The 12,723-nt window shown below is 66.9% G+C and carries 17 protein-coding genes; 6 read left to right on the top strand and 11 right to left on the bottom strand.

All coding sequences use genetic code 11. The annotated features are described in order from the left end of the window. Positions 1-254 precede the first annotated feature (254 nt). From CHB74_RS20790 to CHB74_RS20735, 11 genes are all read right to left on the bottom strand, one after another. The gene (locus tag CHB74_RS20790; RefSeq protein WP_204369931.1) at positions 255-980 is read right to left on the bottom strand and encodes a lytic transglycosylase domain-containing protein; all 726 of its coding nucleotides are present in this window, start codon (positions 978-980) and stop codon (positions 255-257) included. A 190-nt stretch (positions 981-1,170) separates the two neighbouring features. After that, complete coding sequence (locus CHB74_RS22315) at positions 1,171-1,506, bottom strand: DUF736 domain-containing protein (RefSeq protein ID WP_082166358.1); 336 nt, start codon at positions 1,504-1,506, stop codon at positions 1,171-1,173. Between the two features lie 36 nt (positions 1,507-1,542). Continuing rightward, a complete protein-coding gene (locus tag CHB74_RS20780; RefSeq protein ID WP_048578564.1) occupies positions 1,543-2,088 on the bottom strand; it encodes a S26 family signal peptidase in 546 nt (181 codons plus the stop codon). Further along, complete coding sequence (locus CHB74_RS20775) at positions 2,085-2,591, bottom strand: DUF2840 domain-containing protein (protein ID WP_048578565.1); 507 nt, start codon at positions 2,589-2,591, stop codon at positions 2,085-2,087. The genes CHB74_RS20780 and CHB74_RS20775 overlap by 4 nt, the downstream gene beginning before the upstream one ends. After that, positions 2,588-2,854 (bottom strand): helix-turn-helix transcriptional regulator, encoded by a 267-nt coding sequence (locus CHB74_RS20770; protein ID WP_048578566.1) that lies wholly within the window; start codon positions 2,852-2,854, stop codon positions 2,588-2,590. Before CHB74_RS20770 ends, CHB74_RS20775 begins: the two co-directional genes overlap by 4 nt. A gap of 130 nt (positions 2,855-2,984) precedes the next feature. Beyond that, the gene (locus CHB74_RS20765) at positions 2,985-3,590 is read right to left on the bottom strand and encodes a DUF2285 domain-containing protein (protein WP_239659864.1); all 606 of its coding nucleotides are present in this window, start codon (positions 3,588-3,590) and stop codon (positions 2,985-2,987) included. Beyond that, on the bottom strand, positions 3,538-3,768 hold the full coding sequence (locus CHB74_RS22570; RefSeq protein WP_082166359.1) for a transcriptional regulator domain-containing protein: 231 nt from the start codon (positions 3,766-3,768) through the stop codon (positions 3,538-3,540). Before CHB74_RS22570 ends, CHB74_RS20765 begins: the two co-directional genes overlap by 53 nt. A 146-nt stretch (positions 3,769-3,914) precedes the next feature. Beyond that, positions 3,915-4,187, bottom strand: a complete 273-nt coding sequence (locus tag CHB74_RS20755; protein WP_048578567.1) for a DNA -binding domain-containing protein — start codon at positions 4,185-4,187, stop codon at positions 3,915-3,917. 522 nt (positions 4,188-4,709) lie between these two features. Continuing rightward, positions 4,710-5,555, bottom strand: a complete 846-nt coding sequence (locus CHB74_RS20750) for a DUF932 domain-containing protein (RefSeq protein WP_048578568.1) — start codon at positions 5,553-5,555, stop codon at positions 4,710-4,712. 293 nt (positions 5,556-5,848) lie between these two features. Then, the gene (locus CHB74_RS20740; protein WP_048578572.1) at positions 5,849-6,148 is read right to left on the bottom strand and encodes a DUF736 domain-containing protein; all 300 of its coding nucleotides are present in this window, start codon (positions 6,146-6,148) and stop codon (positions 5,849-5,851) included. A 671-nt stretch (positions 6,149-6,819) separates the two neighbouring features. Continuing rightward, a complete protein-coding gene (locus tag CHB74_RS20735) occupies positions 6,820-8,865 on the bottom strand; it encodes a ParB/RepB/Spo0J family partition protein (protein ID WP_089221392.1) in 2,046 nt (681 codons plus the stop codon). 462 nt (positions 8,866-9,327) lie between these two features. Here CHB74_RS20735 and CHB74_RS20730 point away from each other — a divergent pair, with 462 nt between their 5' ends. The 6 genes from CHB74_RS20730 to CHB74_RS22310 all read left to right on the top strand — a co-directional run. Further along, positions 9,328-9,573, top strand: coding sequence for a FitA-like ribbon-helix-helix domain-containing protein (locus tag CHB74_RS20730; protein ID WP_179220953.1), 246 nt, complete (start codon positions 9,328-9,330; stop codon positions 9,571-9,573). Continuing rightward, positions 9,570-9,992: a type II toxin-antitoxin system VapC family toxin gene (locus CHB74_RS20725; protein WP_089221391.1), complete on the top strand. Its 423-nt coding sequence runs from the start codon at positions 9,570-9,572 to the stop codon at positions 9,990-9,992. The genes CHB74_RS20730 and CHB74_RS20725 overlap by 4 nt, the downstream gene beginning before the upstream one ends. An 82-nt stretch (positions 9,993-10,074) precedes the next feature. Beyond that, positions 10,075-10,320, top strand: a complete 246-nt coding sequence (locus CHB74_RS20720; protein WP_048578310.1) for a hypothetical protein — start codon at positions 10,075-10,077, stop codon at positions 10,318-10,320. A gap of 18 nt (positions 10,321-10,338) precedes the next feature. Further along, positions 10,339-12,252, top strand: a complete 1,914-nt coding sequence (locus tag CHB74_RS20715) for a recombinase family protein (RefSeq protein WP_245843125.1) — start codon at positions 10,339-10,341, stop codon at positions 12,250-12,252. Then, positions 12,186-12,545, top strand: coding sequence for a plasmid mobilization relaxosome protein MobC (mobC, locus tag CHB74_RS20710; protein WP_089221390.1), 360 nt, complete (start codon positions 12,186-12,188; stop codon positions 12,543-12,545). Before CHB74_RS20715 ends, mobC begins: the two co-directional genes overlap by 67 nt. Next, on the top strand, positions 12,542-12,723 hold a 182-nt coding region (locus tag CHB74_RS22310; RefSeq protein WP_144033886.1), incomplete at its 3' end, for a hypothetical protein. The genes mobC and CHB74_RS22310, both read left to right, overlap by 4 nt.

Raw genomic sequence — 12,723 nt, 5'->3', positions numbered from 1 at the left:
CGCTGTCTTCGCTCACGGCCGGGCCGTTTTCGGCCGGAAATGGCCTATGGTGCCATTCGAGGCGTTGTTTTTGCTGGCTTTTCCCTTCCGCGCGGCACGCGCGCCGACCGATGCCCCCGCGTGAAGCCACGGAAAAGCCTTGGCTTTTCGGCGAAACGGGGCGGGCCTTGTATCTTGCCCTCGTCTCTCCCTACCGTTGTCTTCCTCCCCAGACACCTTGCTGCTTCGGACGGATGCGGGAAGCGACCTGGCGATCATTGCGGTCGGCCCGCGCGGGCGCGGGAGACGAACAGCGTGTCGCGTGGCTGATTGACGGACGGATCGGCAGCGCGAACGTCGCCGGATGTAAGCGGGTCGGCCGGCAGATCGGACTCAGCTTCTTCGCCATTCGAGTGTCCGGCGACGGCTTCCGAAGCGGCGCTGGCGGTGCGGACGAACAGCGCCGCACGACGCCATGCGAAGGGATCAGGCGTTGTAGTCGCCGTCACCTCCACCGCGCCCGCCGTGCCGGTAATCGGCGCGAGCTGGGCGAGATAGCCGACCGTCTCGGCAGGCAGCGGACGGCCGCGCGAAACGAAGTCGTCGTAGCGGCCCGGTCCTGCATTGTAGGCCGCCAGCATCGCGCTGGCGTTGCCGTAGCGGTCGTGCATCTCGCGCAGGTAGGCCGCACCCGCCATGATGTTGTCGCGCACATCGAACGGATCGGGGCCGAGGCCGTAGCGGATGCGCAGCCCCGCCCAGGTCGCGGGCATGATCTGCATCAAGCCCATCGCCCCGGCGCGCGAGACGGCGCGGGAATTGCCGCCGCTCTCGACGCGCATCACCGCCCATATCCACGCTTCGGGGATGCCGAACCGCCGCGCGGCCTCGGCGACATGGACCGCGTAAGGATGGACGGCCGCAGATCGTGCGGGCGGCATGTCCTGCGCCATCGCCGGGGAAGACAAAGCGCCGCCGGACAGCAAGACGACGGCAAGCATCGCCGCTGCTCCGACTCCGCTCCGCCAGCAGCCTGCCAGCGTGCTCGCTACGCTCAAGGGTGCGCGCGGAGCGCCGGCCTTCGGCCGCCCTTGACCTTCGCTGTGCGCCCCGGCCGGCCTGCGACCGAGCGGGACGAAGGGATGAGACGGCTTTCCCGCGAACAAAGGGATGATGAAGAGCCGCACGGGATCAGTCCTGCTCGCGCGACTTCGGCTGGCGGTTCCAGCGCAGCGACCACGCCGATTTGTCGCTGGTGCTCTGGAACAGCGCGGCGCGAAGCGGCTGCGCGAAGGCGGGATCGTCGATGCGCAGCGAGACGTAATCCCCCGCGCGCTCGCCGGTCTCGTTCCATCCGGCGCCGATCTCCGGGCCTTCGCCATCGTCGCCGCGGTGAACGCGCCAGTCCGGCGCCTTGTCGGCGTCGCTCTGATCGGCCGGAACGATCGAGATACGGATGTCGAGCGTTGCCGTCTCGATGATGCCTTCGTAACCGTTGGTGGTGCGGAAGAAGCTGCCGATCTGCATGATGATCTCCTTTGGGTTGGCAGGCGGGGAAGCGGGTCAGCGCCAGAGGAGCGGCGCGGTCGGGGTGTCGCGGGTGACGATCGGGACGGCTCGGCCGAGCACGGTCGAAGCCGGCAGCGGCCCGAAATAGCGGCCGTCCATGCTGTCTGCGTGGTCGGGGTTGAGCATCAGCAGCTCGCCGGCGCGCAGCGTGCGGCAGCCTTGCCAGAACGGCAGCGGACGGCTGCGGCCGTCACGCTCAAGGGCGATGACGACGGGCCGTGCATCGACGCTCACGACGGCGCCGATCCGGCAAACGATCTGTCCCGGCCGCGCCGCGACATGCTTCAACAGCGGGACGCGCTCACCCAGATAGCCGCGCTCCGCCAGCCAGCGCGCCAGCACCGGTGGCGGCGTCACGGCGACCAGCGCGCCGAGCGGCGCATCGGGAAGCGGCTCGATCCGGTAGAGCCCGATCGGCGCGCTGGCGCTGGCATTCCAGACGACGCGCGGGATCGGATCGAACACCGCGATAGTGGCGAACGATATGCCGAACAGCGACGCGGCGGAGGCCGTCGCAATGGCCCATCCACGGCGGGTCATCGCTCGATCTCCCGGCGCTTGAGCCAGGCGCGATGGCGCTCCATCGTGTAGAGGCGCGGCGGCTGGCCGGCGGCGATGCGGTTATGAACATGACGCCAATGGTCGGGCGCGGCGTCGCACGGATCGATGCCGGCGGCCTCGGCCCCGTCGATCGCGGCGAGCACCTGGCTGACCTTGGGCCAGCCCTCGATATTGAGCAGGATGTCGCCGCCCGGCCGCACGAACGGCAGCGTCGTGAACGGCTCGTTCACGCCGACCGCGCGCACGATGTCGATGCGCGAGCTGACCGTGCCATAGTCGTTCGCCGCCCAGCGGACGAAGGCGAAGATGGCGCTGGGGCGGAAGCGGACGATGCGGCGGCGTCGATCGACGATCTCATCGACGGTGACGCGGCCGAACCTGATCCAATGCTCGATCCGCTTCTCGATCCACGTCAACTCGACACGGGTCATGCCGTCGTCGGACGGCTGGCGGTGGCGCATGGGTGACGGCGGCACGGTCATCGCCGGCTCCGGGCGATGGCCGAGTCCGCGCGCGGCATGAGGTCGTTCTGGCCCGGATCGGAGGTCGAATGCTTGATGCCGATGTCGGCCCAGGCGCGCAGGTCGTCGACCGAATAGACCACCCGGCCACCGATGCGGCGGTAGGCGGGGCCGGTCCCGAAATAGCGATGCTTCTCCAGGGTTCGGCCCGAGAGGCCGAGAAACCGCGCGGCTTCCGGCGTGCGCAGGAAGCGGGGCGGGAGATTGGTGGGCGTATCGGACAAGTGACGGCTCCTGCGGGCGGTGGCGGCAGGAGGCGTAGTTGTCAGAACAGGGGCGGCGGGGTGGGGTATGAAGATGTGCGGCTGCACGGATGCGACCACCCCCTGAAGGGTGTCGCTGGGGGCGCTCGGATCAACGGATGCGTAGCAGCTTGCGGTAGTCGCCGTTCATCATGGCGATGCCATCGCGGACCAGGCGCACCACGAATGACCGCGACGCCGACATTTTCCAGTCGCTCGCGGATAGCCGGGCGGCATCGTCGCGGCCCAAGGCGGTCGCGATCTCGCGGTAAGTCGCGCCCTCGTCGCGCAGGTCGAGCGCGCGGAGCATCAGGTCGAGCCGCGCCAGCCGATAGGCGGTCAACGGCCAGCCGCGCGGCAACGGACCTGACGCGCGACCGAGCAGCCGGCGGTGGAAGCGCAACAGGCTCGCGATGCGCGTGATGAAGTCCTTGTCGAGTGGGATCACGGCGGCGAGCGGCCGGCCGGGCTGCGGATCGCGCAGCCACAGCCGATGCTCACCGGCGGCATCGGCGACGATGACATGGCGTCCGTCGATGCCGGCCTGATCGGCGAGCAGCGCGCCGAGCGCGCGCGGATCGACCGGGGCGGCCGCCTTGAATCCGTCCGGCGCGAAGTCGAGGATGAGTGCTACGGCGGTCAGCTCCGGTCGCCACGCAACCGGCTCAGACAGGTCGTCCGGCGCCGTGGCGAAAGGATAACCCCCATCGCCGCGCAAAGGCCGCCTCGGCGGCTTTCTGCGCGACGGCGCCGTTCGCGATGCTTTGCTGCATCTGCGCGTGTTCGGCGCGGTAAGTGCGGTTCCGCCGCAGAAACTCGGCGGCTATATCGGCGCGCCCGAGCGCGTGCGGCAGTCCGCCGGCGCGACGCGGGCGACGCCCAGGCGGCGTCGGCATTGCATCCTCTCTATCGCGCTATGCGCGCATTTTGAGAGGCGAACATGGCGGTGCGCGCCGTCGCCGCGATAGCGCGAACATCGCGCCGAACGATGCCGGCGGCGCCGTCGCCGCAGCAATGAAACGACACCAAAACGGATGGAATCTTAACGGTCTAGCGGGCGCTCGCTGCCGAGAAGGTGCGCGTAGCCAACCTCCGTCATCCACCGCGCGCGAGCAAGGTGGGTTTCGTGCATGGTCCGGGCGCGATCCGGCTCGGCGGCCACGTCGATCTCGAACACGGCGGCGGCTGCATCCCGCCAATCCGCTCCGTCAGCCTCGGCGTCGAGCAGCAACAGATACGACGCCAGATGGCCTTCATCGTAGCTGGTGAGCTGCGCGCAAGCGGGCGCGCGGTCATAGAATCTACATGCGCCCATGATGCCCCCGAGTATTCGCGCGCGTTAACCAATACGATCGTCGCGGATCAACTTCGATCCGCTGATTGGACATAGTTGCAAGCAGAATCTGCACCGGCCGACCAATCTCATGTGAGCTGCTGGTTTGCGGTGCGCCCCCGCAAACAGCTCCTGGACCCGTAGTCGGGGAGTTGGAAAACCGCGTTTAGTCGGTTCCTGTGACCTTTAGCCCGGAAGCCTGTTGTATACGTCACAGGCTCCCCGACCATGTGGTCAAGGATGGCGGCGCCGTCACGGCCGGCGCCGAACCGCTAAACGTGGGGTTTCCACACCCCAGGCCGCCGCGTAGCGGCCTGGCCTCGTCATAGAATGAAGCGGCGGATTTGACCACCACCTAGCGCGAGCCGGGCGACAGGCCGGCGAGCGCGATGGCGTCCGCGCGGACCTCAGGGACGCGCGGACGCCGCCGATCCGGCGTGGCGGATCGGCGCGAAAATGGCGAAGCCGCAGGGCCGGAAGCTCCAGCCCTGCGGCGTTCGGCGGTCAGGCGGTCTTGAGCCGCTGCATCCCCTCGGCCAGCGTCCAGAGCGCGCGATTGAGCGTCACGTTCTGGTCGATGCCGTTGATCGCGCGGGTCTGGCTGCGGCGGATACGGCCCTCGCCATTGCGCTTGCGGCCATCCAATCCGCCCCGAATGACGTTCTCCTGAATGACGTTGAACGTCGTCCACAGGCTGCGGTCGGTGTCCTCGCGGCGGCGTGGCTCGACGATCTGCTCGGGCCGCAGGGGGCTTTCGTCCTCGCCGTAGCGGGCAACCAAGCTGACCTCGCCGAGCAACCGTCGCTCGTCATCTGACAGCCTAACCGCCTTCATGCTCTCGCTGGCGTCGATAAGGCGGGGGAAGTCCTCGGCGACGGTGTGAACGCCTTCGATGATGTCGTCCTGAATGTTGCCCTTGTGCGGCACGCGGACCTCCTCGAACCGCTCGCCCGCGATCATGCTGTTGGTGCAAACGAAGCGCAGCATCCCGGCGAACATCTGATAGGCGGACGTGCCATCGTGCGAATTGACGATGATGACCTCGGCGGCCTCGGGCTTACCGATGCCGTCATCCCGGCGCAGGCGCAGCATATGCTTGGCGTGGCCGTGGCGGCTGCCGTCGCGCGGCACCGACTGGACGGCGAAGAACGGGAACCATCCTTCCCGGCGCAGCCCTTCCACGATGTCGATGGTCGGGACATAGACATAGCGCTCCGAACGGCTGTCGTGCGCCTCGCGGGCGAAGATGGACGGGACGTGCCGATAGAGCGCTTCGTTATCGAGCGCCTCACGCCCGCTGATCTGATGAGCGTTGCGGCCGAACCGGGTAGCAAGGTGATGGATGCTCATGGGTCTTTCCTTCCTTGGGCTTGGGTTTCCGCGCAGCGGAGCGCCGCGCTGAAACCCTGCCCGTCGGCGAGACCGGGGGTGCAACCGGAGTGGGCGGCTTCGCGGGGAACCGGCTGCACGGAACGCGCTCGCGCGTGGAGGAAGCTGGGCGGAAGCCGCTCCGAAGGGCGCTGGGGGCAGCGCCCCAAGCACCTCACAGACGATGCCGGGCCTCCGGCCCGTCCGTCTCTCATGAGCCAGAAGAGGCATGACAAGGCGCCCCCGCTCCGGTGGAGCGGGGGCGCCGTTGGGGGTCAGCGAGACCAGATGAGCGCGTATTCGCCAGCGGTGTCGGTCTCGGACAGGGTGGCGTAGATCGGCGCCGGGAAGGTCGGATCGTCAAACTTGACGGAGATGTAGTCGCGCTCTTGGCGGCTGGTCTTCTTCCAACCTGCGCCGCATTCGACCGTCCCGACCAGGAGTCGGTAGTTGGGCGCCTTGTCGCCTTCGATGTCGATGGGGCGGAGAGTCGCCTTGAGTTTGAGAGTCGCGGTGGTGATGGTGCCGGTGAAGGTGCCGTTGTGCGCCTGGGTGAAGGTGCCGATGATCGCCATGTCGAAGTTCCTTTCGCTTTCGGACCGCGACTGCCGCGGCCTCGATGGCGATCGGTGAAGCGGGGATGATTGGACGCGCACCGCTTGCGGCCGGAGCACAGCGGAGGATGGCGACACGCGGCTTTTTTGTTTCGCGATGCAAAGCCGAAGGCGGCGGAAAAAAGCCGCACGGCGGCGTTGCGCCAGGCCGAGCAAGGCGAAGCCGGCCCCGGTTAGATCAAGCCAATCGAGAGGCCGTGCGGTCGCGCCGATGCAGGATGGAAAGCTATGGCGGCTCCGAACGACCGAACCCATGCGGCAAATCCGGCAGGACCAGCTCGAACCGAGTCCGCTCTCAGCGCCCGAACTCTGTCGCACTGACATGATGCGGCAATCCGGCAACGCGCCGCCCGAGATGGACGGCTCGGCGTTTCAGCACACGGTGGAAGATCCGACCGCGCGGGTGCGGGCTTATCGCCAACGTCGATCCCGCCCACGGCAGCGGTGAACACCTGTCGAAGCGGAATCGCGCAACGCCCTCTCTGAAAAAGCCGCCACGCGCGAGCGCTCTGCCTAGGGAGCGCCAAGCCGACGATGCCAAGCGGCCGCGCCCGATCAGGGGCGCGGCCGCGATTTTTTTGGCCGTTCCGAAGGGAGGCCGGGACCGCTTGCGCGGCCCCGGCCCAATGCCGCTATTCAGCGGCGACGGCGTAGGCGTCTTGCTCGTCCGCGTCCTGCGGCTCGGTCGCTTCGGCCTCGACGGTCGCGGGCTGCTCTGCCTCCGCTTTCGGCGTCCGCAGCACGGCGGGAAGCCAGCCGGTCCCGGCCAGAAGCTGCTCGGCGGCTTGCGCCATGTCCGGCTTCTTCATGTCCGCGATACGGCGGGCAGCGTCCTCCGACACGCCTTCGGCGACGGCCTCCACGATATGCGCCTTGGTGACGCGGCCAAGGTAGCTGTCCACGGTCGGCGCCCAGTCCTTCGCCACGTCTAGCGCCAGCGCAGTCGCCAGCCGGTCGGCGGTTTGCAGCGTCCGGGGCTTGCGGTCCCACGGCAGCCGCAGGGCGTTGACGGTGCGGGACGCGCAATGCGCCAGCAGCGCCAGCCGCTTCTCGTCGTCCAGCGCGACGATGAAGCCCCATAGGTCCGCCACATCACGCGGCATCCGCTCGGCCCAAGCATCGCGGGCCTCGTTCGCCTTCGCGGCCAGCGGCGTATCCTCGATCCCGTCCGCATGGCTGCCAAGCGGCGTCACGGTCGGACGAACCTCAAGGCAACCGGCCTCGGCGTAGCTATAGAACAGTTGCGCCGTGAGCGTATGGGTCAAGGCGATCAGCGCCAGATCGGGCCGCTCGCCCAGCGCCACCCGCAAGGCCAGCGTCCGGTGGGCGGACAGGTCGCGGGTGAGGCTGTCGGAAATCGGCTTGCCCGGTTCCTCGTCCTCGTCCTCGAAGTCCTGCACGTCCTCGTCGCCGTCCTCCGGCTGCTCATCTTCCCTCGCCTGCGGTTCGGGCGCATCGCCTTCGGCTTCCGACTCGGGCTGCGGATCGGCAAACGCCTCATCCTCGGGACGGACGAAACCGCGCTCGACTCTGACCGTCCCGTCATGATGAAGCACGACGAACGCGCCGCCGTGCGCGATCACGTTGGCGTCGTAGGCGGAACGCTTGGCCGAAATCTCGTCGATCTCGTCCGACACGGCCTCCAGCTTCGCCGCCACGTCCTCGGGCATCTCGTCGTAGGACGAATAGCCCTCGGCAAGCTCGTCATGTTCGGTGGACAAAGCGTCCAGCCGCGCCTCATCCTCCTCGGACAGGGGAACCGACTGCGGATAGAAGCGCCGCATCCCGTGGGCGTGGGGATAGTCGATATGCGCCTCGGCCCATTTCCAGCCTTCGGCCTCGACCTCGCTCGCAATCTCGCGCAGCTTCTCGACGGCAAGAATGTCGAGCAAGCCCGCATCCTCGAAGAACCCGCCTCGATCCTCGCTGAACAGGTCGCGGATGATGTTGCCGCCCGCCTCGACATAGGCGTCAGCCCCGACGAACACCGCGCGCCGGTCGGTGGCGGGAACATTGCTCGCGGTCATGTCGCGCCGGATGATCCACGGTTCGCGGTTATGATGCAGGCCCTCGAAAACTTGCTCCTGCCGGGCATGGTCCTCGGTGATGGCGAAGGCCATAAGCTGGTCCAGCGTAAGCCCGTCCTCCCGATAGACCTGCAACAGCTTGGGCGAGACCGCGCCAAGGCGAAGCCGCTGCTTCACGACAGAAGGCGACACGCCGAACCGTGCGCCGATTTCCTCCGCGCCATAGCCCTTCGTCTCGGACAACTCGCGGAACCGCTCGAACTGGTCGGCGGGGTGCATCGGAGTCCGGGTGACGTTCTCGTCCAGACTGATCTCGGACGGGTCGTTCGCTGTGTCCAGCCAGCAGCGCACGGGTTCCGATTTCTTGATCTGCTTGCGCTTGGCGCGCACCAGCATCGCCAGCCTGCGGCCCTCGCCAGCGGTGACGAGATAGTAGCCGGTCGGCGTCCCGTCGTCCTTGGTCTCCGGCTCCACGACAAGGTTCTGGATCAGCCCCTTGTGCTGGATCGAAGCGGCCAGCGCCTCGATAGCGGCCTCCCCGTGCGGCACCTTGCGAGCATTGCGCGGGGACTTCTTGAGCTTGGCGAGCGGCAGAGAGATTTCCACGCCCGACACAGGCTCGGCGGCTGCGGTTTCGGTCACAGCGTTCATCACACTTCTCCTTAAAACCACACTCACCCCGGAATGGGGTGGGCGGCGAAGAAGCGGACCGGCAGGCCCGCCGGCGGAGCCGGGCAGCACCCGAAGGGCCGGAACGCAGAGGAGGTAAGCGCGCCCCGCGTGCGTTGCGGCCCGGCGCGGCGGGCCTAAAGGGAAGCGTCGCCCACCCCACCGACGGAGTGAGCAACGACCAGACGCGATCGGGCCGGCGTAGCCCTGGCCCGATCTCCGTAGATTGGATGGACTACAATCCGCCGGGCGGATTGACCGATGGGCGCGCGTCAGCGCGGCCCCGCCATGCCGACCGTCACCCGGCAGGGCCGAGACCCGGAACGGGGCTCGGTCGGAGCGCAGCGGAGATAGAGCGGCGGTCCCGCAGGGAGGCGCCAACCCTGACCTTGCTTTTTTCAGCCTCATCGACTAATATGCAGTCAGTGACTTATGGAGGCGCGTATGGCGGTCATGACGATCCGAAACATCGACGATGCTATCAAAAATCGTCTGCGCCTTCGCGCGGCGATGCACGGCCGGTCTATGGAAGACGAAGCCCGCGACATTCTGCGCTCGGCGCTCTCGACCGAAATCCCACGGCCTCGCAACCTGGGCCAAGCCATTCACGAACGCTTCGGCGCGCTGGGCGGCGTCGATCTGCCTGACTTGCCCCGCGAGCCGATCCGGGCGGTGGACTTCGGCGAATGATCGTCCTCGACACCAACGTCATTTCCGAGCTGATGCGGCGTGAGCCTGACCCGAGAGTCATGGCGTGGATCGCCGAGCAGCCGATGGCAGGCGTGTTCACGACGACGCTGACACAGGCGGAAATCTTCTATGGCTTGGCGCTGCTTCCCGAGGGACGCCGCCGCGATGATCTGCTGACGGCTGCGCGTCCGATGTTCGAGGTCGATCTGGCTGGGCGCGTGCTGCCGTTCGATACCGAGGCCGCTCTTGCATATCCCGAGATCGCCGCCGGGCGGAAGCAGGGCGGCAAGCCGATCAGCCAGATTGACGCGCAAATCGCGGCGATCGTGCGCTCGCGCGGCGCGCGGCTGGCGACTCGTAATGTGCGCGACTTTGCCGAATGTGGGATCACAATCGTCGATCCGTGGGGCGAAGCATGACGCCCGCCGCCGCGCGCCCCTATCTGCGCTTCGCCGCGCAAGAGGCTTTGCGTGGGATGCGGTCGCGCGGCAGCCTGCCGCGATGGCCCTTCCTCGCAAGCTCCGCCGCCGCACGCCTCGCCGCTGGGCCGAAAGCCCGGATGATCTGCACGACTACACCAACCGCGTCGCACCGCGTCGGGCTTCGCGCCGGCCGCGCGACGATGGAGGGCCGATCGTCGTTACCGACGATTGGCCGGAGCAAGTTCCGATCGGCGACGCCGAGTTGCGCGCGATCGAAGGCCACATGCGGCAGGAGCTGGACAAGCTGTTCGGGCCGCTGCCGTGAAGTGAGGAGTAAAGCGTCATGACCAGCGCCGCCCTGCAACGACGCGAGGATGAGGCGCCAGTCGTCGCGACCGCTCGCGCCGCCCTTTACCTGCGCGTTTCGACCGGCCGGCAGGCTGATAGCGACCTGTCCATTCCCGATCAGCGCCGCCAGATCGAAGGCTATTGCCTGTCGCGCGGCTGGGAGGTCGCGGCCGAGTTCGTCGAGCCGGGCAACACCGCGACCGATGATCGCCGGCCTGCCTTCCAAGCGATGATCGACGCGGCGATGGTCAAGCCACCGGCGTTCAACGTCATTCTCGTTCACAGCTTCTCGCGCTTCTTTCGCGATCAGTTCCAGTTCGAGTTCTACGTCAGGAAGTTGGCGAAGAACGGCGTTCGGCTGATCTCCATCACGCAGGATTTGGGTGACGATCCGATGAGCGTGATGATGCGCCAGATCATGACGCTGTTCGACGAATATCAGTCGAAGGAGAACGGTAAGCACACGTTGCGGGCGATGAAGGAGAATGCCCGGCAAGGCTTTTGGAATGGCGCACGCGCGCCGATCGGCTATCGCGTGATCGCGGCCGGCGAGCGCGGCGCGAAAATCAAGAAGAAGCTCGAAATTGACCCGATCCAGGCCGAGACGGTGCGGCGCATCTACAGGATGGCGCTCAACGGCGTCGATAATCTGGGACCGATGGGTCTCAAGTCGATCGCCACCTGGCTCAACGAGAACAATATTCGCACCCGCGATGGTGGGCGCTGGGGCTTGGGCGCAGTGCATCAGGTGCTCACCCGCACGACCTATATCGGCCAGCACCGCTTCAACACCCGCGACCACAAGACGAAGACGCCCAAGCCGGAGAGCGAGCACGCCGTCATGGAAGTGCCGGCGATCGTCTCGGAAGGCGAGTTCGAGGCCGTCCAGCGTTCGCTCAAGGCGCGCAGCCCGAAGATGATGCCGCCGATGGCGGTGGGCGGCCCGACGCTGCTCACCGGCATCTGCTTCTGCGCGTGCTGCGGCGGTGCGATGACGCTGCGCACGGGCACCAGCAGCGTCGGTCGGGAATATCGCTATTACACCTGCTCGACGAAGGCGCGGCAGGGTGCGACCGGCTGTCCCGGCATCACCGTGCCGATGGATCGGCTCAATGAGGCCGTGGTCGATCATCTGGAAGCGCGGCTCCTCGATCCGGCGCGGCTCGAAGCTCTGATGGATCAGATCCTCGAACGCCGCGACGAGTGGGTGAACCAGCGCCGCGAGCATGTCGCCGACCTTGAACGGCGCGCGACCGAGGCAGAAGCGAAGCTCAAGCGCCTTTACGACGCGATCGAGAACGGCGTCATCGACGTGAGTGATCCATCGCTCAAGGATCGTATCGCCGAGCTGACCGCGACTCGCGACCTGGCCAAGGGTGATTCCGAGCGCGCCTTGGCCCACATCGTGAAGATCGGCCCGGCGATCACGCCGGAGAGCCTGCGCGCCTTCGCGGCCGCCCTCAAAAAGAAGCTGCGGCATGGCGACGGCACGTTCGCCCGCGATCAGGTTCGCGCCGTGGCGCAGCGGGTTGAAGTTGTAAGCCGGAAGGAGGTCCGCATCCGTGGGCTACGGAGCGAGCTGCTCCGAACCCTAACCGCCGCCTCTGGCGTAGAGGCGGCGGTGCTAGGCGTTCGTGCCTTTGAACCGAAATGGCGCACTCTGACGAAGTGTTTACAAACCAAATCCTTGAGGTTTTGGAAGGCTGGGAGAGGATTCTCCAGCACACCAGCCTCAGCCGGACATTCGATCCCGATAGCCTTGAAGGTGAGGACGAGCACGCCCCGTGCGACCGTCCTGCGGTTGCGCGGAGGCGTCGCCGCAGGGCGTGATCGGAGGGCGGGATGGCACGAAAGCCATACGATCCTCCTTTCTCGCTCCGCCTCTCGTTCGAGGAACGGGCACGGCTGACCGAACAGGCAGAAGGTCAGCCGCTCGGGGCCTATATCCGCTCCCGTCTTCTCGACGAGCCGCCGCGCAGGAAACGGGTAAGCAAGATCGACCGCGATTCCCTGCTCCGTGTTCTGGGGAAACTCGGGCAGTCGCGGATCGCGAATAATCTCAACCAACTCGCACGAGCAGCCAATCTCGGCACGTTGCCCGCCACTCCCGAAGCCGAAGACGCGCTCATAGAAGCGTCACGGGACATTGCCGAGATTCGCGCCCTGCTGATTAAGGCTCTGGGCATGGAGGCAGCTCCATGATCCTGAAAGCCTCCCAGCGCAGCGGTGCGGTTCAGCTTGGTCAGCATCTTCTGAAAACCGAAGAAAATGAACATGTCGAGGTGTGTCAACGGCGGAGCAAAAGTCGGCCATTCGGCGGCGTAAAACCAGGCCACGGTGTTACATGCCGGGGGGAGTGGCGTGAGGGCGTAGCCCGAAG

Origin of the sequence: Edaphosphingomonas laterariae, assembly GCF_900188165.1 — a bacterium.
GTDB lineage: Bacteria > Pseudomonadota > Alphaproteobacteria > Sphingomonadales > Sphingomonadaceae > Sphingomonas_E > Sphingomonas_E laterariae.
The sequence above is the reverse complement of the archived record's forward strand: the minus strand, read 5'-3'. Positions and strand labels throughout refer to the sequence as shown.

Excerpts from the sequence above, each read along its gene's own strand:
- CHB74_RS20790 (WP_204369931.1), bottom strand. The coding sequence starts at position 980 with ATGCTTGCCGTCGTCTTGCTGTCCGGCGGCGCTTTGTCTTCCCCGGCG.
- CHB74_RS22315 (WP_082166358.1), bottom strand. The coding sequence starts at position 1,506 with ATGCAGATCGGCAGCTTCTTCCGCACCACCAACGGTTACGAAGGCATC.
- CHB74_RS20780 (WP_048578564.1), bottom strand. The coding sequence starts at position 2,088 with ATGACCCGCCGTGGATGGGCCATTGCGACGGCCTCCGCCGCGTCGCTG.
- CHB74_RS20775 (WP_048578565.1), bottom strand. The coding sequence starts at position 2,591 with ATGACCGTGCCGCCGTCACCCATGCGCCACCGCCAGCCGTCCGACGAC.
- CHB74_RS22570 (WP_082166359.1), bottom strand. The coding sequence starts at position 3,768 with ATGCCGACGCCGCCTGGGCGTCGCCCGCGTCGCGCCGGCGGACTGCCG.
- CHB74_RS20755 (WP_048578567.1), bottom strand. The coding sequence starts at position 4,187 with ATGGGCGCATGTAGATTCTATGACCGCGCGCCCGCTTGCGCGCAGCTC.
- CHB74_RS20750 (WP_048578568.1), bottom strand. The coding sequence starts at position 5,555 with ATGAGCATCCATCACCTTGCTACCCGGTTCGGCCGCAACGCTCATCAG.
- CHB74_RS20740 (WP_048578572.1), bottom strand. The coding sequence starts at position 6,148 with ATGGCGATCATCGGCACCTTCACCCAGGCGCACAACGGCACCTTCACC.
- CHB74_RS20735 (WP_089221392.1), bottom strand. The coding sequence starts at position 8,865 with ATGAACGCTGTGACCGAAACCGCAGCCGCCGAGCCTGTGTCGGGCGTG.
- CHB74_RS20730 (WP_179220953.1), top strand. The coding sequence starts at position 9,328 with ATGGCGGTCATGACGATCCGAAACATCGACGATGCTATCAAAAATCGT.
- CHB74_RS20725 (WP_089221391.1), top strand. The coding sequence starts at position 9,570 with ATGATCGTCCTCGACACCAACGTCATTTCCGAGCTGATGCGGCGTGAG.
- CHB74_RS20720 (WP_048578310.1), top strand. The coding sequence starts at position 10,075 with ATGGCCCTTCCTCGCAAGCTCCGCCGCCGCACGCCTCGCCGCTGGGCC.
- CHB74_RS20715 (WP_245843125.1), top strand. The coding sequence starts at position 10,339 with ATGACCAGCGCCGCCCTGCAACGACGCGAGGATGAGGCGCCAGTCGTC.
- mobC (WP_089221390.1), top strand. The coding sequence starts at position 12,186 with ATGGCACGAAAGCCATACGATCCTCCTTTCTCGCTCCGCCTCTCGTTC.